The 21560-nt window shown below is 70.0% G+C and carries 20 protein-coding genes and 1 riboswitch; of the genes, 14 read left to right on the forward strand and 6 right to left on the reverse strand.

Features of this window, described 5'->3' with window-relative positions; genetic code table 11:
* Window positions 1-157: 157 nt before the first annotated feature.
* Both ACIQMU_RS13420 and ACIQMU_RS13425 read right to left on the reverse strand, forming a co-directional pair.
* On the reverse strand, window positions 158-1588 hold the full coding sequence (locus tag ACIQMU_RS13420; RefSeq protein WP_352243978.1) for a hypothetical protein: 1431 nt from the start codon (window positions 1586-1588) through the stop codon (window positions 158-160).
* A 209-nt stretch (window positions 1589-1797) separates the two neighbouring features.
* Window positions 1798-1995, reverse strand: coding sequence for a hypothetical protein (locus tag ACIQMU_RS13425; RefSeq protein WP_352243977.1), 198 nt, complete (start codon window positions 1993-1995; stop codon window positions 1798-1800).
* A 156-nt stretch (window positions 1996-2151) separates the two neighbouring features.
* On the opposite strand from ACIQMU_RS13425, the gene ACIQMU_RS13430 reads away from it, so the two are divergent.
* Window positions 2152-3126: a carbohydrate kinase family protein gene (locus tag ACIQMU_RS13430; protein WP_352243976.1), complete on the forward strand. Its 975-nt coding sequence runs from the start codon at window positions 2152-2154 to the stop codon at window positions 3124-3126.
* On the opposite strand, the gene ACIQMU_RS13435 is transcribed toward ACIQMU_RS13430, so the two are convergent.
* Window positions 3127-4518, reverse strand: a complete 1392-nt coding sequence (locus ACIQMU_RS13435) for an aminotransferase class V-fold PLP-dependent enzyme (RefSeq protein ID WP_352243975.1) — start codon at window positions 4516-4518, stop codon at window positions 3127-3129. It abuts the gene before it with no gap.
* A gap of 273 nt (window positions 4519-4791) precedes the next feature.
* On the opposite strand from ACIQMU_RS13435, the gene coxB reads away from it, so the two are divergent.
* The 4 genes from coxB (at window position 4792) to ACIQMU_RS13455 (ending at window position 9283) form a co-directional block, all read left to right on the forward strand.
* Window positions 4792-5760, forward strand: a complete 969-nt coding sequence (gene coxB / locus ACIQMU_RS13440; protein ID WP_352243974.1) for a cytochrome c oxidase subunit II — start codon at window positions 4792-4794, stop codon at window positions 5758-5760.
* Complete coding sequence (gene ctaD, locus ACIQMU_RS13445; RefSeq protein WP_352243973.1) at window positions 5757-7493, forward strand: cytochrome c oxidase subunit I; 1737 nt, start codon at window positions 5757-5759, stop codon at window positions 7491-7493. Before coxB ends, ctaD begins: the two co-directional genes overlap by 4 nt.
* Complete coding sequence (locus ACIQMU_RS13450) at window positions 7490-7888, forward strand: cytochrome c oxidase subunit 4 (RefSeq protein ID WP_007451224.1); 399 nt, start codon at window positions 7490-7492, stop codon at window positions 7886-7888. Before ctaD ends, ACIQMU_RS13450 begins: the two co-directional genes overlap by 4 nt.
* A gap of 141 nt (window positions 7889-8029) precedes the next feature.
* Window positions 8030-9283, forward strand: coding sequence for an Ig-like domain-containing protein (locus ACIQMU_RS13455; RefSeq protein ID WP_352243972.1), 1254 nt, complete (start codon window positions 8030-8032; stop codon window positions 9281-9283).
* Between the two features lie 60 nt (window positions 9284-9343).
* On the opposite strand, the gene ACIQMU_RS13460 is transcribed toward ACIQMU_RS13455, so the two are convergent.
* Window positions 9344-9745 carry a hypothetical protein gene (locus tag ACIQMU_RS13460; protein WP_352243971.1) on the reverse strand — a complete coding sequence of 134 codons (402 nt, stop codon included), beginning with the start codon at window positions 9743-9745 and terminating at the stop codon, window positions 9344-9346.
* Window positions 9746-9944: 199 nt separating this feature from the next.
* Here ACIQMU_RS13460 and ACIQMU_RS13465 point away from each other — a divergent pair, with 199 nt between their 5' ends.
* The 6 genes from ACIQMU_RS13465 to ACIQMU_RS13490 all read left to right on the forward strand — a co-directional run bounded on the left by ACIQMU_RS13465 (window position 9945) and on the right by ACIQMU_RS13490 (window position 17109).
* Window positions 9945-10565: a heme-copper oxidase subunit III gene (locus ACIQMU_RS13465; protein ID WP_003969635.1), complete on the forward strand. Its 621-nt coding sequence runs from the start codon at window positions 9945-9947 to the stop codon at window positions 10563-10565.
* Window positions 10566-10621: 56 nt separating this feature from the next.
* Complete coding sequence (locus ACIQMU_RS13470) at window positions 10622-11431, forward strand: c-type cytochrome (RefSeq protein WP_352243970.1); 810 nt, start codon at window positions 10622-10624, stop codon at window positions 11429-11431.
* The gene (locus ACIQMU_RS13475; protein WP_352243969.1) at window positions 11428-12480 is read left to right on the forward strand and encodes a Rieske 2Fe-2S domain-containing protein; all 1053 of its coding nucleotides are present in this window, start codon (window positions 11428-11430) and stop codon (window positions 12478-12480) included. The genes ACIQMU_RS13470 and ACIQMU_RS13475 overlap by 4 nt, the downstream gene beginning before the upstream one ends.
* A complete protein-coding gene (locus ACIQMU_RS13480) occupies window positions 12477-14126 on the forward strand; it encodes a cytochrome bc complex cytochrome b subunit (RefSeq protein ID WP_352243968.1) in 1650 nt (549 codons plus the stop codon). Before ACIQMU_RS13475 ends, ACIQMU_RS13480 begins: the two co-directional genes overlap by 4 nt.
* 123 nt (window positions 14127-14249) lie before the next feature.
* Window positions 14250-15314 carry an anthranilate phosphoribosyltransferase gene (gene trpD, locus ACIQMU_RS13485; RefSeq protein ID WP_402688885.1) on the forward strand — a complete coding sequence of 355 codons (1065 nt, stop codon included), beginning with the start codon at window positions 14250-14252 and terminating at the stop codon, window positions 15312-15314.
* Window positions 15315-15418: 104 nt separating this feature from the next.
* Window positions 15419-15536: riboswitch (SAM riboswitch) on the forward strand.
* A gap of 178 nt (window positions 15537-15714) precedes the next feature.
* On the forward strand, window positions 15715-17109 hold the full coding sequence (locus ACIQMU_RS13490) for an aminotransferase class V-fold PLP-dependent enzyme (RefSeq protein ID WP_402688886.1): 1395 nt from the start codon (window positions 15715-15717) through the stop codon (window positions 17107-17109).
* 61 nt (window positions 17110-17170) lie between these two features.
* Here ACIQMU_RS13490 and ACIQMU_RS13495 read toward each other — a convergent pair whose 3' ends face one another.
* Both ACIQMU_RS13495 and ACIQMU_RS13500 read right to left on the reverse strand, forming a co-directional pair.
* A complete protein-coding gene (locus ACIQMU_RS13495) occupies window positions 17171-17452 on the reverse strand; it encodes an Lrp/AsnC family transcriptional regulator (protein ID WP_007451244.1) in 282 nt (93 codons plus the stop codon).
* Complete coding sequence (locus ACIQMU_RS13500) at window positions 17449-18204, reverse strand: rhomboid family intramembrane serine protease (protein ID WP_352243965.1); 756 nt, start codon at window positions 18202-18204, stop codon at window positions 17449-17451. The genes ACIQMU_RS13495 and ACIQMU_RS13500 overlap by 4 nt, the downstream gene beginning before the upstream one ends.
* A gap of 193 nt (window positions 18205-18397) precedes the next feature.
* Here ACIQMU_RS13500 and ACIQMU_RS13505 point away from each other — a divergent pair, with 193 nt between their 5' ends.
* The 3 genes from ACIQMU_RS13505 to ACIQMU_RS13515 all read left to right on the forward strand — a co-directional run bounded on the left by ACIQMU_RS13505 (window position 18398) and on the right by ACIQMU_RS13515 (window position 21359).
* On the forward strand, window positions 18398-18640 hold the full coding sequence (locus ACIQMU_RS13505; RefSeq protein WP_030121791.1) for a hypothetical protein: 243 nt from the start codon (window positions 18398-18400) through the stop codon (window positions 18638-18640).
* Between the two features lie 38 nt (window positions 18641-18678).
* Window positions 18679-20040 carry an NYN domain-containing protein gene (locus tag ACIQMU_RS13510; RefSeq protein ID WP_352243964.1) on the forward strand — a complete coding sequence of 454 codons (1362 nt, stop codon included), beginning with the start codon at window positions 18679-18681 and terminating at the stop codon, window positions 20038-20040.
* 293 nt (window positions 20041-20333) lie between these two features.
* Window positions 20334-21359, forward strand: coding sequence for an NlpC/P60 family protein (locus ACIQMU_RS13515; protein ID WP_352243963.1), 1026 nt, complete (start codon window positions 20334-20336; stop codon window positions 21357-21359).
* Window positions 21360-21560: the final 201 nt, after the last annotated feature.

A 21560-nucleotide genomic window follows, 5' to 3' on the forward strand; every position in this document is an offset into this window, starting at 1 on the left:
CGTACAACCCGGGAGAGAAGCAGATGTCCGTATCGGACGAGACCACCACCGTGAGCGACGGCAGCCTCCTGTCCGACGCCGCCGCCGCCGTAGGTCTGTCGCCCCGCGGTTCCGGTGCCGTGCGAACACCCCGCACCGGACCGCGGTCGGGCCGCCGTCAGCCGCGCGGCACCGCGGCGCCCGACGCGGCGTCGATCACCGTACGGTCGCCCAGCGGCTTGTCCAGCTTCACGGTCCGCGTCAGCTCCTTGGCGATCATGATGCAGGCTTTCCCGCCCTCCTGCGGCTTCTCCGTGACCGAGATCCGCACCTGGCCCGCGCTCTCCCGGGCGCTCGCCGTGTAGGTGCTGCACACGCCGCCCCAGAAGGTGACCTCAAGCGTCCGCCCGTCCGCGCCGTACGACGTCACCTTCCGCTCCCCGGGGGGCGCCGTCGGGGACTCCGGCTTCTCGATGAACTCCGGGTCCACCGCGACCTGGGTGACGGTGCTCTCCGGACCTCCCGGCGCCTGGCGGACCGTGAACAGCCAGGACGGCACCAGCGTCTGCCGGCCGTCCACGTAGTTCAGGGCGAGCCCGAACACCGCGCCCTCGACCGTCCGCTCCACCGGCGCCCGCTTGCCGTTGGACGGCACGCACTGGGGGCCCGAGGGCTTCGGCTCGCCCTCCAGCGGTACGGGAGTGGCGCAGCCGCCGATGTCCCTGTCGGCATCGCCCCTGCCCCTGCTCGCCGCGTTCAGCTGCTCCAGCGCCTTCTCCGCGCCGACCGCCGGGTAGGTGTCGCCCTTCTCCAGGGCCTTCAGGTGTCCGCTGCCGCCCGTCACCTCGCCGTCCGGGCCCACCTGGACACCGGTCGACCAGCCGTACGTCGGGAGCCCGCCGATCCTGGGATCGGCGTTCACCACGCGGATGTCGCCCATCAGCTGGCCCGCGTCGAGCGCCGCGCCGTCCTGCCCGGCAGCCTTGAGCACCGGCACCGCGGCCGCCTTCGCCGCCTTCTCGCTCACCGGGCCGCCCCCCGGCTCCGAGGGCCCGTTCGCGCACACCTTCCCCGGCTCGCAGGGCTGGGACGGGGTGGTGCGGGCGAACGTCCAGGTGCCCGGGGCCTGCTTGGCCACCTTCAGGAGCGCGCCGGGGCCGTCGTCGTCGCCGACCACCCAGGAGGTGCCCTCGGTGCGCGGCGAGCCGGGAATGCCCAGCGCCTTCGCCAGCCGGGCGACGTCGGCCGGTGCGACCGTGCCCTTCGCGTGGTGGACCGCCGCCTGGTCCGGACCGTCCGGGAGCTCGCCCGCGGCCCGGTAGACCACCGGCGGGCCGCCCGGGTCCGGTTCGCCGGGTGCGATGCCCGGGGGCGGGGCGTCCGGGGCAAGGGTGCTCGGGCCGTCGGCGGCGGTGTCCAGGGCCAGCAGCGGGGCCGAGCCCTTCGTCGCCGCGCCGTCGCCCGCCGCGCCGCCGCCCGAGGCGGCCGAGGCCCAGTACGCCCCGCCGCCCCCCGCCAGCAGCACGGCCGCGGCCACCGAGGCCACCGCGAGCGGCGAACGCCGCCGCCGGGGGCCGGTCACGTCGTTGTCGGGTCGCTCGGTGCTCACCGGATCGCTCCTTCGACTGCGTTGCCGTCGCGGTGCCTGCCGCGTGTCCCCGGACGGGGACACCGGTGGGACGGAACGGAGAGGCGAGCGGTTCCCCCGTCCGGGGGACGGCCCGGACGGGAGGAGCGTCCGCCTCCCGCCGGAGCCGCGCGGAACGGCCCGGAACGCGGTGGCGTCCGGCCCGGTGCGGCAGGTACGGCCGCCGCCCCTCAGTCCCCGTACTCGGACATGGCGTCGATCAGCCGCGCCGACGAGGGCGGGACCGTCACCCCGTGGATCCGGGGCGGCTCCGCCGGGACCGGGGCGGGCTTCACCGAAGCCGTCCAGTGCGGCGCCATCCGCTCGCAGTCGCCGCGCAGTGCGGCCAGGCTCGATTCCGACTCGGGCAATGCGGTGTGCTTCGACATATCCGCACCGTAACCACGGTCGAGCTCAGGTAGAAAGCCCTACTATCGGGTAGTTCTCCCTTTTCCCGGCCGTCGGCTCACCCGGTAGCGTGAACTGTCACGTCGTCCCGGAGGGCGTACTTACGGCCCTTCGCCTTCCGCAGGAGCAGCCTCCCCGTGCGTATTGCAGTCACCGGCTCGATCGCCACTGACCACCTCATGACCTTTCCCGGCCGCTTCGCCGACCAACTGGTCGCGGATCAGCTGCACACGGTCTCCCTCTCCTTCCTGGTCGACAACCTCGACGTGCGCCGGGGCGGTGTCGCCGCCAACATCTGCTTCGGCATGGGCCTCCTCGGCACCCGTCCGATCCTGGTCGGCGCCGCCGGGGCCGACTTCGACGAGTACCGCGCCTGGCTCGACCGGCACGGCGTCGAGACGGGTTCGGTCCGTATCTCCGAGGTCCTGCACACCGCTCGGTTCGTCTGCACCACCGACGCCGACCACAACCAGATCGGCTCCTTCTACACGGGCGCGATGAGCGAGGCCCGCCTCATCGAGCTGAAGAGCGTCGCCGACCGCGTCGGCGGCCTCGACCTCGTCTCCATCGGAGCCGACGACCCCGAGGCGATGCTCCGCCACACGGAGGAGTGCCGCACCCGGGACATCCCCTTCGCCGCGGACTTCTCGCAGCAGATCGCGCGGATGGACGGCGACGAGATCCGCATCCTCCTGGACGGCGCGACCTACCTCTTCTCCAACGAGTACGAGAAGGGGCTCATCGAGTCGAAGACCGGCTGGAGCGACGAGGAGATCCTCGCCAAGGTCGGCCACCGCGTCACCACCCTCGGCGCCCGCGGTGTCCGGATCGAGCGGGCGGGCGAGCCGGTCATCGAGGTCGGCTGCCCCGAGGAGCAGGCCAAGGCCGACCCCACCGGCGTCGGCGACGCCTTCCGGGCCGGCTTCCTCTCCGGCCTCGCCTGGGGCGTCGGCCTGGAGCGCGCCGCCCAGGTCGGCTGCATGCTCGCCACCCTGGTCATCGAGACGGTCGGCACCCAGGAGTACACCCTGCACCGCACCCACTTCATGGACCGCTTCACCAAGGCGTACGGCCACGAGGCCGCCGCCGAGGTCCAGCAGCACCTGGCGTGATCAGCCGAGCCGGCGGACCACATAGGCGGAGCCCCGGTCCGCCGGCTCCTCGCCCACATACTCCTGCCCCCGCATCTCGCACCAGGCCGGGATGTCCAGGCGGGCCGCCTCGTCGTCGGCGAGCACCGTCACCGTGGCGCCCACCGGCACCTCCTCGATCACCTTTGCGAGCTCGATCACCGGGATCGGGCAACGGCGGCCCAGCGCGTCGACCACCAGGGAAGCGGCGGGCCCGGGGGAGGGGGCCGCAGCGGCCGGGGCGGCCGGCGCGCCGAGCCGTTCGCGCACCTCGGCGACCACCCCGGGAAGGATCTCCAGGAAGCGGTCGACGTCCGTTCCGGCCGTGCCCGGCGGCAGCGACACCCGTACGTTCCCCTCCGAGAGCACCCCCATGGCCCTGAGCACATGGCTCGGCGTCAGGGTGCTGCTCGAGCAGGACGAACCGGACGAAACGGAGAACTCCCTCCGGTCCAGCTCGTGCAGCAGGGCCTCCCCGTCGACATAGAGACAGGAGAAGGTGACCAGATGCGGCAGCCGCCGCTCCGGGTCGCCCACCACCTCGACATCGGGCACCTGTTCGGCCACCACCGTACGAATCCGGTCCACCAGCGCGCGCAGCCGCGCCGACTCCGCCGCCGCCTCGCCCCGTACCGCGCGCAGCGAGGCCGCCGCCGCCACGATCGCCGGCAGGTTCTCGAACCCCGGCGCCCGCCCCGACTCCCGCTCCCCGGCCGGGCCGGGGGGCGAGAAGCGCACCCCCTTGCGGACCGCCAGCAGCCCGACCCCGGCCGGGCCGCCCCACTTGTGCGCGCTCGCCGTCAGCAGCGACCAGCCCGCCGGGACGGGCCCCCAGCCGAGCGACTGGGCCGCGTCCACCAGCAGCGGCACCCCGGCGTCCGCGCAGAGCGCGGCGACCTCGGCCACCGGCTGCTCGGTGCCCACCTCGTGGTTGGCCGACTGGAGGCAGGCCAGCGCGGTGTCCGCCCGCAGGGCCGAGCCGTACCCCGCCGGATCGACCGCCCCCGTGCGGTCCACCGGGACCTCGGTGAGCGAACCGCCCGCCGCCTCGTGGGCCGCCGCCGCATGGAGCACCGACGAGTGTTCGACCGCGGAGAGGGCCAGATGGCCCCCGACACGCCGACGCCCCGAAAGAGCGCCGGCAATTCCCGCGTGCACCGCCGTCGTCCCGGACGAGGTGAAGACCAGCTCGTCCGGGCGGCATCCGACGGCCTCCGCGGCCGCCTCCCGGGCCGCGTCGAGGAGCAGCCCGGCTCGCCGCCCCTCCCGGTACAGGCGGGCGGGATCGGCCCAGCCCTCGTCGAGCGCGGCAAGCAGCGCCTGGCGTGCGACGGGGTGCAGGGGGGCGGCGGAGGCGGCATCGAAGTAGGGCACCCGGCCACGCTAGCCCGCCCCCGGCCGAACCTCGCCGGAGGCCGCTCCTCCCGGGCGGGCGAGTGTGCGTCAGAAGGGGGCCGGAGTCCCGGATTCCACCCCATGGGGGTGTCGGGCGGCGCGTTGGGCACCCTCCCCGCGCGACCCCAAATAGCGTCCAGTAGGGTTTGGTCCGCATAAACATCCAAACCCCTGCCCGCGTCAGGGCCGGCGACCGACCAGAGACATACGGGCGCGCCGACCGTGCGGGCGAGACTCTCGGGAAGGCGCTACGTGAGTCCCAACGGCTCCGACCGCTCGTCGCGGCGCCCGATGCGGCGGAAGCTGCCGCAGGTGCTGACTGCGGGCCTGGTCCTGGCGACGGCCTCCGGTTGTTCATACAACTGGGAGGATTTCCCCCGCCTCGGAATGCCCACACCGGTAACGGAAGAGGCCCCTCGGATCCTCTCCCTCTGGCAAGGCTCGTGGGCGGCAGCGCTCGTCACGGGTGTCCTTGTCTGGGGGCTGATCCTCTGGAGCGTCTTCTTCCACCGGCGTAGCCGGACCAAGGTGGAGGTACCTCCGCAGACCAGGTACAACATGCCCATCGAGGCGTTGTACACAGTGGTTCCCCTCATCATCGTCTCGGTGCTCTTCTACTTCACCGCGCGAGATGAGTCGAAGCTCCTCGAGCTCTCCGACAAGCCCGCCCACACCATCAACGTGGTCGGCTTCCAGTGGAGCTGGGGCTTCAACTACATCGAGAAGGTGGACGGCCAGCCCGCAGCGGGCCCCGAGATCCCCAAGGAACTCGACGCCATCCCCGACCGGTTCCGCGATGACTTCCCCGAAGGCGCCGGCGGCGTCTACGACGTGGGCATCCCCGGGACCCGTAATCCGCAGAACGGCAACCCGGGGCCGACCCTGTGGCTGCCCAAGGGCGAGAAGGTCCGCTTCGTCCTCACTTCGCGGGACGTCATCCACTCCTTCTGGGTGGTGCCGTTCCTCATGAAGCAGGACGTCATCCCGGGCCACACCAACGCGTTCGAGGTGACTGCCAACCGGGAGGGCACCTTCATGGGGAAGTGCGCCGAGCTCTGTGGCGTCGACCACTCCCGCATGCTCTTCAACGTCAAGGTCGTCTCCCCGGAGCGTTACCAGCAGCACCTCAAGGAGCTGGCTGAGAAGGGTCAGACGGGCTACGTGCCGGCAGGCATCGCGCAGACCGACCCGGCCAGGAATGCGGAGAAGAACCAACTGTGAGCATCCTCAACGAACCCCAGGGTGCCGCTCCGGCAGACGACTCGTACGAGGACGAGCTGCCCGTGCGGCGCAAGCAGCCGGGAAACATCGTCGTGACGTGGCTGACCACCACCGACCACAAGACGATCGGTACGCTCTACCTGATCACGTCGTTCGTGTTCTTCTGCATCGGCGGACTCATGGCGCTCTTCATGCGCGCCGAGCTGGCCCGTCCGGGCACGCAGATCATGTCGAACGAGCAGTTCAACCAGGCGTTCACGATGCACGGCACGATCATGCTGCTGATGTTCGCGACGCCGCTGTTCGCCGGATTCGCGAACTGGATCATGCCGCTGCAGATCGGCGCGCCCGACGTGGCGTTCCCGCGGCTGAACATGTTCGCGTACTGGCTGTACCTCTTCGGCTCGCTCATCGCGGTGGCCGGCTTCCTCACCCCGCAGGGTGCGGCCGACTTCGGCTGGTTCGCCTACTCCCCGCTCTCGGACGCGGTCCGTTCGCCGGGCGTCGGCGCCGACATGTGGATCATGGGTCTGGCCTTCTCCGGCTTCGGCACGATCCTCGGCTCGGTCAACTTCATCACCACGATCATCTGCATGCGCGCACCCGGCATGACGATGTTCCGCATGCCGATCTTCACCTGGAACGTCCTGCTGACCGGTGTCCTGGTCCTGCTGGCCTTCCCGGTCCTGGCCGCCGCGCTCTTCGCACTGGAGGCGGACCGAAAATTCGGTGCGCATATCTTCGACGCGGCCAATGGCGGCGCATTGCTCTGGCAACACCTCTTCTGGTTCTTCGGCCATCCAGAGGTGTACATCATCGCTCTGCCGTTCTTCGGAATCATTTCCGAGGTCATCCCGGTATTCAGCCGCAAGCCGATGTTCGGCTACATCGGCCTGATCTCCGCGACGATCGCCATCGCCGGCCTTTCCGTGACGGTGTGGGCGCACCACATGTACGTCACGGGCGGTGTGCTGCTGCCGTTCTTCTCCTTCATGACGTTCCTCATCGCCGTGCCGACAGGCGTGAAGTTCTTCAACTGGATCGGCACGATGTGGAAGGGGTCGTTGTCCTTCGAGACACCGATGCTCTGGGCCGTCGGCTTCCTGATCACCTTCACCTTCGGTGGTCTGACCGGCGTCATCCTCGCCTCGCCCCCGATGGACTTCCACGTCTCCGACTCGTACTTCGTCGTCGCGCACTTCCACTACGTCATCTTCGGCACCGTGGTCTTCGCGATGTTCTCCGGCTTCCACTTCTGGTGGCCGAAGTTCACCGGCAAGATGCTGGACGAGCGGCTCGGCAAGATCACGTTCTGGACGCTGTTCGTGGGCTTCCACGGCACGTTCCTGGTGCAGCACTGGCTCGGTGCGGAGGGCATGCCGCGTCGCTACGCGGACTACCTCGACGCCGACGGCTTCACCGCGCTGAACACGATCTCGACGATCTCCTCGTTCCTGCTCGGCCTGTCGATGCTGCCGTTCTTCTACAACGTCTGGAAGACCGCGAAGTACGGCAAGAAGATCGAGGTCGACGACCCCTGGGGCTACGGCCGCTCGCTGGAGTGGGCGACCTCCTGCCCGCCGCCGCGGCACAACTTCCTCACGCTGCCGCGCATCCGTTCCGAATCCCCGGCGTTCGACCTGCACCACCCGGAGATCACGGCGCTCGAACAGCTCGACCACCTCCCCGAGTCGGACAAGGCCCTCGCCGGCGGCAAGGAGGCAGGCAAGTGAAGATCCAGGGACAGATGTTCATCTGGCTGAGCGTCTTCATCCTCGCCATGGCCGTCGTGTACGGCGTGTGGTCCAAGGAGCCGGTCGGCACCACGGCCCTCTTCCTGGCCTTCGGGCTGTCCATCATGATCGGCTTCTACCTGGCCTTCACGGCCAACCGGGTCGACGCCATGGCCCAGGACAACAAGGAGGCGGACGTCGCCGACGAGGCGGGCGAGCTGGGGTTCTTCTCCCCGCACAGCTGGCAGCCGCTCTCCCTGGCGGTCGGCGGAGCCTTCGCCTTCATGGGCGTCGTCTTCGGCTGGTGGCTCCTGTACTTCTCCGCCCCCCTGCTCCTGATCGGCCTCTTCGGCTGGGTCTTCGAGTACTACCGGGGCGAGAACCGCACCCAGTGACGCCGCACACCGTGACACCGCACCACGGGTGACACGCGCTACACCACGAAGGGCCCGCATCGCCCACAGCGACGCGGGCCCTTCGCTCGTTTGCAGTCACTGAACGCGCTGGAACGGACGAATCTTCTTAGCGTGGACGGCATGAAGCACACGCCGCGCATCCGCACCGTAGTGAGCTGCACCCTGTTGGTCGTGACCCTCGCCGCGGGTGCGACCGCCTGTGGCTCGCCCGACGGCCACCCGCTCTCGACGAAGCCTTTCGACGCGGGCGACCAGGTCTCCTTCAACGGCCCCTCCAAGGAGGAGAAGGCCGACCCCGACAAGCCCCTGGAAGTCGCCGTCAAGGGCGACGACGGGCGCATCACCGACGTCAGCGCCGTGGACACCGGCGGCCGCCACCTGGCGGGGGAGCTCTCCGCGGACGGGAAGCGCTGGCGCTCCACCGCCCCGCTCGCGGCCGGCACCGGATACACCGTCAGGGTCGCCATGGAGAACGGCGACGGCGCCCCGGGCGTCCGTACGCTCTCCTTCGACACCTCATCGCCCAAGAAGCTGCTGAAGGTCGCCTTCGGCCCGGAGGCGGGCACCTACGGCGTGGGGCAGCCCATCACGGCGGAACTCAGCGCCCCGATCACCGACAAAACGGCCAGGGCGACCGTCGAGCGCGCCCTGAAGGTCCGCTCCACCCCGGCGGTCACCGGCTCCTGGTACTGGGTCGACGACAAGAAGCTGCACTACCGCCCGAAGGAGTACTGGCCCGCGAACGCCTCGATCGAGGTGCGCTCCAACCTGGCGGGCATCAAGGTGACCAACGCCCTCTACGGAGCCGAGGCCAAGCCCCTGAAGCTCGCCACGGGCGACCGGATCGAGGCCGTCACCGACGCCTCGGACCACTCCTTGACCGTGCTCCGCAACGGAGAAGTGATCAACACCATTCCGGTCACCACCGGCAAGCCCGGCTTCTCCACCCGCAACGGCGTCAAGGTGGTGCTCGCCAAGGAGCAGTTCGTACGGATGCGCGGGGAGAGCATCGGCATCGCGGCCGGCTCCTCGGAGTCGTACGACCTGCCGGTCTACTGGGCCACCCGGGTGACCTGGAGCGGCGAGTACGTCCACGCCGCCCCCTGGTCCACCGGCTCCCAGGGCAACGCCAACGTCAGCCACGGCTGCACCGGCATGAGCACCGGCAACGCCAAGTGGTTCTTCGACACCGTGCGCGAGGGCGACATCGTCAAGGTCGTCGGCAGCGCGGGCGAGGACATGGACCCGTTCGGCAACGGGTTCGGCGACTGGAACCTCTCCTGGGAGGAGTGGCGGAAGGGCAGCGCCCTCCACGAAGGGGCGCCGGACAGCCCGCAGACGCTCCAGGCCGCCCGGCTGCGCCCCCACGTCTGATCCGTGCCCCGGGCAGGGCCCGGCGGCCCGGAACGTCCCTCAGCGGGCCGCTGGGGCCCCTCAGGCGTCCACGGCGAGCCGGTGGCGCAGCAGCGCCGCCAGCGCGTCGGCGAACTCCACCGGGTCCACCGGGAGCGTCACGGCGGACTCCGCGCGGCTCCAGGTGGCCAGCCACGCGTCCTGCGGGCGGCCGATCAGCAGGAGAACCGGCGGACAGCGGAAGATCTCGTCCTTGATCTGCCGGCAGACGCCCATGCCGCCGATGGGAGCCGTCTCCCCGTCCAGCACACAGACGTCGACGCCGCCGTCCTCCAGCGCCTTGAGGACGGCCGGGAGCGTCGCGCACTCCAGGAACTCCACCGGTGGGACGTCCGCGGCAGGCCGGCGACCGGCTGCCAGCCTCACCTGCTCGCGGATGTTGGCGTCGTCGCTGTAGACCAGGACCGTGGCGGTCGCCTGCATTGTTCCTCCGTGACATCGACGTCGTCGGGGCTCTCGGGGCATGCACCGATGCGCGGATCGTACTCCGCCCGACCGGCCGTCAGCACCGGTAATGACGACCTCGCGATGGGCCGTTCGGCGGAGGGCGCGACCCCCGCAGACGGTACGGACACACCGAACGGCACCCCCCGGGGTGAGGGCGGGATAAGCGACCGACATAATGTCGGTCGTGGCGACAGCAACGACAGTAGAAACCGGGCACGCGCACCCGTCGGTCAATCGGCCGAACCTCACCAGCGTCGGAACCATCATCTGGTTGAGTTCCGAGCTGATGTTCTTCGCGGCCCTCTTCGCGATGTACTTCACCCTGCGATCGGTGATGGGACCCGATTACTGGAAGGAGATGTCCGACCATCTGAACTTCCCGTTCTCGGCGACGAACACCACGATCCTGGTGCTCTCCTCACTCACCTGCCAGCTCGGCGTCTTCGCCGCCGAGCGGGGCGATGTGAAGAAGCTCCGCACCTGGTTCATCATCACGTTCGTGATGGGTGCGATCTTCATCGGCGGCCAGGTCCTGGAGTACACCGAGCTGGTCAAGGACGCGGGGCTCTCCCTGTCGTCCGACCCGTACGGCTCGGTGTTCTACCTGACCACCGGCTTCCATGGTCTGCATGTGACAGGCGGTCTCATCGCCTTCCTGCTGGTCCTCGGCAGAACGTACGCGGCCAAGAGGTTCACCCACGATCAGGCCACCGCCGCCATCGTCGTGTCCTACTACTGGCACTTCGTCGATGTCGTATGGATCGGCCTGTTCGCAACGATCTACATGATCAAGTAACCGGGGCTCGCACCCGCCCACCATCGACGCAGAAGATCCTGACACCGGGGTAATCCGTGAAAAAGCTCTCCGCACGACGACGCCATCCGCTGGCGGCGGTCGTCGTACTACTCCTCGCGCTGGCGGCTACCGGGGGGCTGTACGCCGCGTTTGCGCCTGCGGGCAAGGCGCAGGCCGATGAAACCGCCCAGTCCCTCGCCATCGAAGAGGGCAAGAAGCTCTACTCCGTAGGCTGCGCCAGCTGCCACGGAACCGGCGGTCAGGGCACCACCGACGGGCCGTCCCTCGTGGGCGTGGGCTCCGCCGCCGTCGACTTCCAGGTCGGTACGGGCCGTATGCCCGCGCAGCAGCCGGGCGCCCAGGTACCGAAGAAGAAGGTCATCTACAACCAGGCGCAGATCGACCAGCTCGCGGCGTACGTCGCGTCGCTCGGCGCCGGTCCGATCACGCCGACCGACAAGCAGGTCGACCCGGCCGGCGCGGACGTCGCCAACGGCGGCGAACTGTTCCGCACCAACTGCGCCCAGTGCCACAACTTCACCGGTAAGGGCGGAGCCCTGACCGAGGGCAAGTACGCACCCGACCTCGAAGGCGTGAGCCCGAAGCACATCTACGAGGCCATGCAGACCGGCCCGCAGAGCATGCCCTCCTTCCCCGACACGATCATGCCGGTGCAGGAGAAGAAGGACATCATCGCGTACATCGAGTCCGTGAACGGTGACGAGACGGAGAGCCCCGGCGGCCTGGCCCTCGGCGGTCTCGGTCCGGTCAGCGAGGGTCTGTTCGCCTGGATCTTCGGGCTCGGCGCTCTCGTCGCAGTCGCCGTTTGGGTCGCGGCCCACACCGCTAAGGCCAAGAAGTCATGAGTAGCCAACAGATTTCAGAAGACAACCTGCCCGAGGGGCAGGAGACCGCGCACGGCGCGGTCGAGCGTACGGACGACCCGTTCGCCGACCCGGGGCTGCCGGCTCACAAGCCGCGCATCCAGGATCTCGACGAACGCGCCGCGAACCGCTCGGAGCGGGCCGTCGCGTTCATGTTCACCCTCTCGATGCTGGCGACGGTGGGCTTCATCGCCTCCTACGTCATCTTCCCGGTGGACAAGATCGTCTACATCTGGCCCTTCGGCCATGTGAGTGCGCTGAACTTCTCCCTCGGTCTCACCCTGGGCGCCGCTCTCTTCTTCATCGGAGCGGGAGCCGTCCACTGGGCGCGCACCCTGATGTCCGACGTCGAGGTCGCGGCCGAACGGCATCCGATCGAGGCCGCGCCCGAGGTCAAGGCCCAGGTCATGGCCGACTTCGCGGCCGGCGCCGAGGAGTCCGCGATCGGTCGGCGCAAGCTGATCCGCAACACCATGTTCGGTGCGCTGGCCCTGGTGCCGCTCTCCGGTGTGGTCCTGCTGCGCGACCTCGGTCCGCTGCCGGAGAAGAAGCTCCGGACCACCCTGTGGGCCGAGGGCAAGCAGCTCATCAACATGAACACGATGAAGCCGCTGCGCCCCGAGCACATCACCGTCGGGTCGCTGGCCTTCGCCATGCCCGAGGGCCTCGACCCGGAGTCGCACGACTTCCAGACGCAGATGGGCAAGGCTGCCCTGATGATCGTCCGCATCGAGCCGGACGACATCAAGGACAAGCGCCAGCGGGACTGGGCCCACGAGGGCATCGTCGCGTTCTCCAAGATCTGCACCCACGTCGGCTGCCCGATCAGCCTGTACGAGCAGCAGACGCATCACGTGCTCTGCCCGTGCCACCAGTCCACCTTCGACCTCTCCGACGGCGCTCGCGTCATCTTCGGTCCGGCCGGCCACCCCCTTCCGCAGCTGCGGATCGGTGTCAACAGCGAGGGCAACCTCGAGGCGCTCGGCGACTTCGACGAGCCCGTCGGTGCTGCCTTCTGGGAGCGCGGATGAGTACTGCGACAAAGAACCCCTCCGCCGCCGGTCCGGCGAGCGGACGCAAGGCTCCGGCCGGCGAGCGGGTGGCCGACTGGGCGGACGGCCGACTGGGCATCTACAGCCTGGCCAAGGCCAACATGCGCAAGATCTTCCCGGACCACTGGTCCTTCATGCTCGGTGAGGTCGCGCTCTACAGCTTCATCATCATCATCCTCACGGGTGTGTATCTGACGCTGTTCTTCCAGCCGAGCATGGGCGAGATCGTCTACCACGGTCCGTACGAGCCCATGCAGGGCATCCGGATGTCCGAGGCTTACGCCTCGACCCTGAAGATCAGCTTCGAGGTCCGCGGTGGTCTGCTCGTACGGCAGATCCACCACTGGGCCGCGCTGATCTTCCTGGCCGCCATGTTCGTGCACATGATGCGCGTCTTCTTCACGGGCGCCTTCCGCAAGCCGCGCGAGATCAACTGGCTCTTCGGCTTCCTGCTGTTCGTGCTCGGCATGTTCACCGGGTTCACCGGCTACTCCCTCCCGGACGACCTGCTCTCCGGTACGGGTGTCCGCTTCACCCAGGGCGCGATCCTGTCCGTGCCGATCGTCGGCACGTACATCTCGATGTTCCTGTTCGGCGGCGAGTTCCCCGGCCACGACTTCGTGGCCCGGTTCTACTCGATCCACATCCTGCTGCTGCCGGGCATCATGCTCGGTCTGGTGGTGGCGCACCTGATCCTGGTCTTCTACCACAAGCACACGCAGTTCGCGGGCCCCGGCAGGACCAACAAGAACGTCGTCGGCATGCCGCTGCTGCCCGTGTACATGGCGAAGGCCGGAGGGTTCTTCTTCCTCGTCTTCGGCATCATCGCGATCATCTCGGCCATCGCCACGATCAACCCGATCTGGGCGCTCGGCCCGTACCGCGTCGACCAGGTGTCCACCGGCGCCCAGCCCGACTGGTACATGGGCTTCGCCGAGGGCCTGGTCCGGGTGATGCCGGGCTGGGAGATCAACCTGTGGGGCCACACCCTCGCCCTGGGCGTGTTCATTCCGCTGGTCGCCTTCGGCGTGGTCCTCACCGTGATCGCGGTCTACCCGTTCGTCGAGTCCTGGATCACCGGCGACAAGCGCGAGCACCACATCCTGGACCGCCCGCGCAACGCCCCGACCCGCACGGGTCTCGGCGTCGCCTGGATCACGGCGTACTTCATCGGCCTCGTCGGCGGTGGAAACGACCTGTGGGCCACGCACTTCCACCTGTCGATCAACTCCATCACCTGGTTCGTCCGGATCTTCTTCTTCGCCGGACCGGTCATCGCGTTCATCGTCACCAAGCGGATCTGCCTCGGCCTCCAGCGCCGCGACCGGGAGAAGGTGCTGCACGGTCGCGAGACCGGGCTCATCAAGCGCCTGCCGCACGGTGAGTTCGTCGAGGTCCACGAGCCGCTCAGCCCCGAGCAGCTGCACACGCTCACGGCGCACGAGCAGTACCGGCCGCTCGAACTCGGCCCCGCGGTCGACGAGAACGGCGTCAAGCGCAAGATCTCCCCGGTGCAGAAGCTGCGCGCCAAGCTCAGCAAGGGGTACTACGCCGAGGGGAACCAGATTCCCAAGGCCACCCCCGAGGAGTACAAGGAGATCAGCGAGGGCCACGGCCACCACTGATCACCTGAACCGATCGCCACCGTGAGAGCCCCGTCCATTCGATGGACGGGGCTCTTCGCGGTCCTCCGCGCTGGATAGGGTGGAGCCATCTTCCCTAGCCGGCTGTGGACCCTGGAGCGGACCATGAACGTTGTGACCCCGAACGGCGGCGACAGCGTGGCGGACCGTTCCTGGCCCGGCCTCCTGAACCCCCTCCTGCGCGGCGAGAACCTCAGCTCCGAGGACACCGCCTGGGCCATGGACCGCATCATGAGCGGCGAGGCCACCGACGCGCAGATCGCCGGGTTCGCCGTCGCGCTGCGGGCCAAGGGGGAGACCGTCGACGAGGTCACCGGACTGGTCCGCGCGATGTACGCCCACGCCAACACCATCCACGTGCCCGGCCGCACCGTCGACATCGTCGGCACCGGCGGCGACCTCGCCAAAACGGTCAACATCTCGACCATGTCCGCGATCGTCATCGCCGGCACCGGCGCCAAGGTCGTCAAGCACGGCAACCGGGCCGCCTCCTCGGCGAGCGGCTCCTCCGACGTACTGGAGAAGCTCGGCGTCAACCTGGAGCTGACCCCGCAGCGGGTCGTCGAGGTCGCCGAAGCGGCGGGCATCACCTTCTGCTTCGCCGTGAAGTTCCACCCCGCCCTGCGGTACGCCGCCAAGGCCCGCAAGGAACTCGGCGCGCAGACCACGTTCAACATCCTGGGCCCCCTCACCAACCCGGCCCAGGTGCGCGCCCAGGCGGTCGGCGTCGCCGACGCCCGGATGGCGCCCATCGTCGCGGGCGTCCTCGCGGACCGGGGCAACTCCGCTCTCGTCTTCCGCGGTGACGACGGGCTCGACGAGCTGACCACCACCGCCACCTCCCGGGTCTGGGTGGTCCGCGACGGCGCGGTCCGCGAGGAGCCCTTCGACCCGCGCGACGCCGGGCTGCCCATCGTCCCCGTCGAGGCGCTGCGCGGCGCCGACGCCTCCTACAACGCCGATGTGGCCCGCCGTCTGCTGGACGGCGAGGGCGGCGCGGTGCGGGAGGCGGTGCTGCTCAACTCGGCGGCGGCCCTGGTCGCCCTCGACCCGGGCCCCGGCACGCTGACCGAGCAGCTCGCGGCGAAGATCCTCGTCGCGGCCGCGGCCATCGACTCCGGGGCCGCCAAGCGGGCCCTGGAGCGCTGGGTGGCGGCCAGCAACGCCTGAGCGCGCCGCGGAGAGGACGCGGGGCACACGGTGTGACACAGGGCGCGGTCCGGAATCCGGACCGCGCCTTGCGCCTGTGCACACGTATGGCAAGATGCTGCGCAGGTCATGAGTGACAGCGACTACGGCCCCGGCCCGCTGTCCGGCAACCCTCCGTCCGTGGCGGGGTGCCCCGGGTGAAGACCAGGCCGCAGGCAGCGAGGTCTGCGGCAAGCGCGGGCCCCTCGGCATCCAGCGGATGCCAGCCCCCGGGGTCCTGGTCCCCAGGGAGTCTTCTGTGAGCAAGCGAATGCGCTAGGGCTGAACGCCCCCTTCCGCGCACCCTTTTCCCCTTCCCCCTCCCGCGCTGCCGCGTATCCGCCGGCGCGGGGATTTCGCCTGCCTGTTACGGGAGTTCGCCATGTCTGTCCCCACCGCTGCCCTCGACTCGTCGGTTTGTGCCCCGCTGCCCGTTCTGGGGCAGAACGTCACCGTCCCGCTGGTGACCGGCGGTGAGGTCGCCTACGCCGCGCTCGACTACGCCGCCAGCGCCCCGGCCCTCCAGCGGGTCTGGGACGACGTCGCCGCGTACGCCCCGTACTACGGCAGTGTCCACCGAGGGGCCGGCTACCTCTCGCAGCTCTCCACCGACCTCTTCGAGAACAGCCGCCGCACGGTGGCGGAGTTCCTCGGCTGCCGCGCGGAGGACCAGGTCGTCTTCACCCGCTCCACGACCGACTCCCTCAACCTGCTGGCCTCCGCGCTCCCCGCCGGCTGTGAGGTCTTCGTGTACGAGACCGAGCACCACGCGTCGCTGCTGCCCTGGCGCGACGCCCGGGTCACCTACCTCGACGCGCCCCGCACCCCGGCCCAGGCCGTCGAGACCCTGGAGCGCGCCCTCGCCGACCGCGACCCCTACGGCCCCGCGCTCGTCTGCGTGACCGGCGCGTCCAATGTGACCGGCGAGCTGTGGCCCGTGCGGGAACTGGCCGCCGCGGCCCACGCGCACGGCGCGCGCATCGTCCTGGACGCCGCGCAGCTCGCCCCGCACCATCCCGTGGACGTCGCCGGACTGGACGTCGACTGGGTCGCGTTCTCCGGCCACAAGCTGTACGCGCCCTTCGGCTCCGGAGTCCTCGCCGGCCGCGCCGACTGGCTCCGGGAGGCCGAGCCGTACCTCGCCGGCGGTGGCGCCTCCCGCAAGGTCGCCCGGCGCGCCGACGGCGGGGTGGACGTCGACTGGCACACCACCGCCGCGCGTCACGAGGCCGGTTCGCCCAACGTCATCGGCGTCTACTCCATCGCCTCCGCCTGCAAGGCCCTGACCGAGGCGGGGTTCGAGGGCCTGGTCGCCCGGGAGCAGGAGCTGGTGGGCCGGGTCCGGGAGGGGCTCGCCGGGGTGCCCGAGGTGCAGGTGCTGTCGCTTTTCGGCGACGACGCGCCCCGGGTGGGCGTCATCTCCTTCGTGGTGCGCGGCTGGAACAGCTCGCACTTCGCCGCCGCCCTCTCCGCGGAGTACGGCATCGGCGTCCGCGACGGCCTCTTCTGCGCCCACCCGCTCGTGCGCACCCTGCTCGGCAGCGACCCGCGCGACCCGGGCCAGTGCGGCGCGCCGGAGGCCGAGCCGGGCGAGCTCTCCCTCAACGCGATCCGCGTCAGCTTCGGCGCAGGGACGCCCGACGAGCACATCGACCGCTTCCTGGGCGCGGTCTGTGAGCTGGTCCGCGAAGGCGCCCGGTGGAACTACCGCACCGAGGACGGCCGCTGCGTCCCGGACCGGGGCGAGGCCGGCCGGGCCGGACATACGTCCCGGTGAAACGCCTCGGCCGGGGGCAGGCGCGCCGCCTGTCCCCGGCCGAGGTGCTTCGCCGATCCGCCTACGCGTCGAGGCCGATGGCGAAGGCCGCTTCCAGGTCGTGCTGGGAGTAGGTACGGAACGCGACATGGGTGTCGGTGCCCTCGACGCCCGGGATCTTGCTGATCCGGCCGGGGATGACATCGGCGAGGTCGTCGTGCTTGGCGACCCGGACCATGGCGATCAGGTCGTAGGTGCCGGTCACGGAGAAGACCTCGCTGACGCTGTCCAGCGCGGCGATGGCCTCGGCGATCTCCGGAATCCGGTCGACGCTGGTCTTGATGAGCACGATCGCGGTGATCACGGCTGGCTGTCTCCCTCGGTGGCCGTGGCTGGAACCTTCACTCTAGCCGTACGCCCATAACGTCCCCAGGCGTACAGGAACCCGGCCGCGAAGCCCGCCACATGCGCCAGATAGGCCACCCCGGGGCCGCTGCCCGCACCCTGCGCCGCCGCCCACTGGAGGGCGAACCAGAAGATCAACACGATCCATGCGGGAAAGCGCAGCGGCAGGAAGAAGAGGAACGGGAACAGACTGGTCACCCGGGCCCGGGGGAAGAGGTACAGGAACGCGCCGAGCACCGCGGAGATCGCCCCCGACGCCCCGACCAGCGTCTGCCCGGAGTCCGCGTGCGCCGCCGCGTAGCAGACCAGCGCCACATAGCCGCAGCCCAGGTAGAACAGGGCGAACCGCACCCTGCCCATGCGCTCCTCGGCCGACGGGCCGAACACGTACAGGAACAGCAGGTTCCCCAGCAGGTGCAGCCAGCTGCCGTGGACGAACAGCGCGGTGAACGGCGTGATCAGCGCACGGGCCGACCCCTCCCACAGTTCGGTGGGGATCACTCCCCACCGCTCGAAGTACCCCGCCTGCGCGGCGAGCAGCGCGTCCTCGCTCCGGTGGGCGGCGCCGCCGAACCCCGAGAGCGGGCTGACCAGGAAGACGACGCCGCACATGGCGATCAGTCCGTACGTGACCGGAGCGCCGCTCGACACCGCCGCGTCCCGGAACCTTCCGGCCGTTCTCCGCCAGTCGGCCTGCCGCCACTCGATCATGTACAGAGCATGACGTACCGGCAGAGAACGGGACGGAGCGCCTCGCCGTGCCGGGGCTCATACGCGAGGCCGTAGGGTTACGCCAGGACTTCCGCAGTTCGACGGCGCACCGCGAGTTCCTTGGCGTAGACAGGTGGAGACGCTGCGGCGCGCCCGTCGCGAGCTCCTGGAGACGACGAAAGAGGACGCAACGATGACGACGGTTCCCCTGCCGACCGACGGGACCCGCTGGCGCTGCACGCTGTGCGGCAATCTCACGCGCTTCGATGTGACCCGCTCCTCCAAGGTCGTGGAGTACGTGCACCTCGACCTGGCCGGTGAGCCGAGTGTCGAGGAGCGGGAGGTCGTCAGTGAGACCATCGAGTCGGTCCGCTGCCGCTGGTGCAACGCGGTGGACCAGATCGAACTGGTGGACAAGCCGGGTGCCGCTTCCTGAGGGAGCGCGCCCATCACACATCTATGGGGTGACGGACGGTGGATCAGCCGACCAGCGGCGCCGGACCGGCCGACGAGGCCGACGGCGGTGCGGAGGTGCTGGGCCGTCCGCTGCCCGAGGGTGTGCGACGGCGGGTCATCGCGCTGGTCGCGGACGCCTTCGGGGGTCTGACCGTCGCCGAACTGCCCGCCCAGCTACGCCAGTACGCCCGGTTCACCCCGACCCGTCGGGCGAAGTTCGCGGGGAACGCGATGGCCGCCGCGCTGGAGAGCGACGCCCTGTTCCGGCAGCGGATCGGTGAGCGGCTCGGCCAGTCCCAGCCCGAGCTGACCGCCGCCCTGGAGTCGGGGTCGCCGCCCGCCGCCGCCGATCCCCTCGACGTGGCCGCGGCCGCCTATGTGCTGCGCCCGGTCGGCTGGGTGAAGCTGGTCGAGTCGGCCGGCGAGGAGGTCCAGCGCGCCGACGCGGAGCGGGTGGACGAGGAGACCCGGCGCGAGCTGGGCCGGCTCCGCGAGGAACTGGAGCGGGCCCGTGCCCAGACCCGTGCCGAGACCGAGCGGCTGCGCACCGAGCTGGAGGCGGCCCGCAAGGAGACCGAGTCGCTGCACCGCAAGCTGCGCAGCGCCCTGAGCGAGGTGAAGCGCGGTGAGGCCGCGCTGCGCCGCAGCGTCGCCGAGGCCGACACCGCACGGGCCGAGTCGGCGGCCCAGCTCTCCGCCGCCGAGAGCGAGTCGCGCCGGCTCAAGGGGCGGCTGGGTGAGGCCGAGGCGGCCCTGGAGGCGAGCCGGCGGGCCGCCCGCGAGGGCCGCTCGGTGGAGGACATGCGGCTGCGGCTGCTCCTGGACACCGTGCTCGACGCGGCCTCGGGGCTGCGACGGGAGCTGGCGCTCCCGCCGGCGACGACGCATCCCGCAGACACCGTGGACGCGGTGGAGCCGGGCCGGATGTCGCCCAAGGACATTGCCGCCAGGGCTCTTTCGGAGACCGATCCGGCGTTGCTGGACCAACTGCTGGCGCTGCCGCAGGCCCACCTCATCGTGGACGGCTACAACGTCACCAAGACCGGCTATCCGCAGATGCCGCTGGAGAAGCAGCGGTTGCGGCTGCTGGGCGGGCTCTCGGTGCTCGCGGCGCAGACCGGCGCTGAGATGACCTGTGTCTTCGACGGCGCCGAACTCGCCGCCCCGGTGCTGCTGGCCCCGCCGCGAGGCGTCCGGGTGCTGTTCAGCAAGGCCGGGGTCACGGCGGACGAGCTGATCCGTCAACTGGCCCGCGCGGAACCGCCGGGGCGGCCCGTGGTCGTCGTCTCCACCGACCGCGAGGTGGCGGACGGCGTGGCCAAGGCCGGGGCGAGGCCGGTCGCGTCCGTCTTGCTCCTCAAGCGGCTTTCGCGCGTCTAGGGCGATATGCTCGATCATGTGTGGCATGCCGGGTTTCTGGGAACGTACCGTCAAGTCGCCGCTACGCGCGGTGGGGTGAAAGTAAAGAAGTGCCTGGTGTGACGAGAAAATTCCTGTGAGGATTTGAACTGATCACAAGATGGTCACTAAGGTCGGGCCTCGAACCTTCGCACGGTTGATCACCCATCGGGGGTGACGGCGAAGGAACCGCCGAGTCCGTCATGTGCACGGAGCCGGGGATTCTTTCCCCCACAGCCCGGTAGGCGGCTCAGAGGAAGAAGGAGCTCGCCTCCGTGGCGTCCCACCGTCGTCCCAAGCAGCCGAGCCGCACCCGCGTGACCGTGCTCACCGCGACCGCCGCCGCGGCCGTGGCCCTGACCTCCCAGGCCGCCCACGCCGATCCCAAGCCGAGCAAGAGCGAAGTCAAGGCGAAGGTCGACAAGCTCTACCACGAGGCCGAGGCGGCCACCGAGAAGTACAACGGGGCCAAGGAGCAGCAGGACAACCTGAAGAAGGAAGTCGACGCGCTCCAGGACAAGGTCGCCCGCGGCCAGGCCGAGCTCAACACGCTGCGCGGCGAACTCGGTTCGATCGCCACCGCCCAGTACCGCTCCGGCGGCATCGACCCCTCGGTGGCCCTCTTCCTCGCCTCCGACCCGGACAGCTTCCTCGACCAGGCGTCCGCGCTCGACCAGCTGACGGTCAAGCAGACGGAGTCGCTGCAGAAGATCCAGTCCAAGCAGCGCACCCTCGCCCAGCAGCGCAAGGAAGCCCAGGACAAGCTCGGCGACCTCGCCGACGTCCGCAAGGCGCTCGGCGAGAACAAGAAGAAGTACCAGGGCAAACTGGCCGACGCCCAGCAGCTGCTCAACACGCTCACCCAGGCCGAGCGCGACAAGATGAAGAAGGACGAGCAGCGCGCGAGCCGCGCCGCCGGCGACCGGGTCGCCCTCGGCAACGAGGCCCCCGCGTCCGGCCGCGGAGCCGCCGCCCTGGCCGCCGCCGCCACGCAGATCGGCAAGGCGTACGTCTCCGGCGGCACGGGCCCCAACTCCTACGACTGCTCCGGGCTGACCCAGTGGGCCTTCGCCCAGGCCGGCGTCTCCATCAGCCGGACCACGTTCACCCAGCACAACGACGGAACGAAGATCGGCCGCAGCCAGCTCAAGCCGGGCGACCTCGTCTTCTTCAACAACCTGGCGCACGTCGGCTTCTACGCCGGCAACAACCAGATCCTGCACGCCCCGAAGCCGGGCACCGTCGTCCGCTACGAGTCGATGGACTACATGGGCACCTTCCAGTTCGGCGTCCGCATCTGACACCACGGCACGGCACACCCGAACGAGGGAATCGCCGCGCACCGCACTGACACCCCCGCCCCGCCGGAGACCAAGGTCACCGGCGGGGCGGCGGCGTGGGGCGCCCCTTCCGCCACCGGCGCGGTCCTTGGTCCGTGCGTAGTCGTCCGATTACTGTCTGGCTGCTGTGCGGCTCCCGGTCCGCGTCCGCCCGCCCCGGGC

It is taken from the genome of Streptomyces sp. NPDC091649 (genome assembly GCF_044756785.1).
GTDB lineage: Bacteria > Actinomycetota > Actinomycetes > Streptomycetales > Streptomycetaceae > Streptomyces.

Bases quoted from the DNA above. Each gene is read 5' to 3' on its own strand.
- ACIQMU_RS13425 (WP_352243977.1), bottom strand. From the start codon at position 1,995: ATGTCGAAGCACACCGCATTGCCCGAGTCGGAATCGAGCCTGGCCGCA.
- ACIQMU_RS13455 (WP_352243972.1), top strand. From the start codon at position 8,030: ATGAAGCACACGCCGCGCATCCGCACCGTAGTGAGCTGCACCCTGTTG.
- ACIQMU_RS13460 (WP_352243971.1), bottom strand. From the start codon at position 9,745: ATGCAGGCGACCGCCACGGTCCTGGTCTACAGCGACGACGCCAACATC.
- ACIQMU_RS13465 (WP_003969635.1), top strand. From the start codon at position 9,945: ATGTCGGTCGTGGCGACAGCAACGACAGTAGAAACCGGGCACGCGCAC.
- ACIQMU_RS13475 (WP_352243969.1), top strand. From the start codon at position 11,428: ATGAGTAGCCAACAGATTTCAGAAGACAACCTGCCCGAGGGGCAGGAG.
- ACIQMU_RS13480 (WP_352243968.1), top strand. From the start codon at position 12,477: ATGAGTACTGCGACAAAGAACCCCTCCGCCGCCGGTCCGGCGAGCGGA.
- trpD (WP_402688885.1), top strand. From the start codon at position 14,250: ATGAACGTTGTGACCCCGAACGGCGGCGACAGCGTGGCGGACCGTTCC.
- ACIQMU_RS13490 (WP_402688886.1), top strand. From the start codon at position 15,715: ATGTCTGTCCCCACCGCTGCCCTCGACTCGTCGGTTTGTGCCCCGCTG.
- ACIQMU_RS13500 (WP_352243965.1), bottom strand. From the start codon at position 18,204: ATGATCGAGTGGCGGCAGGCCGACTGGCGGAGAACGGCCGGAAGGTTC.
- ACIQMU_RS13505 (WP_030121791.1), top strand. From the start codon at position 18,398: ATGACGACGGTTCCCCTGCCGACCGACGGGACCCGCTGGCGCTGCACG.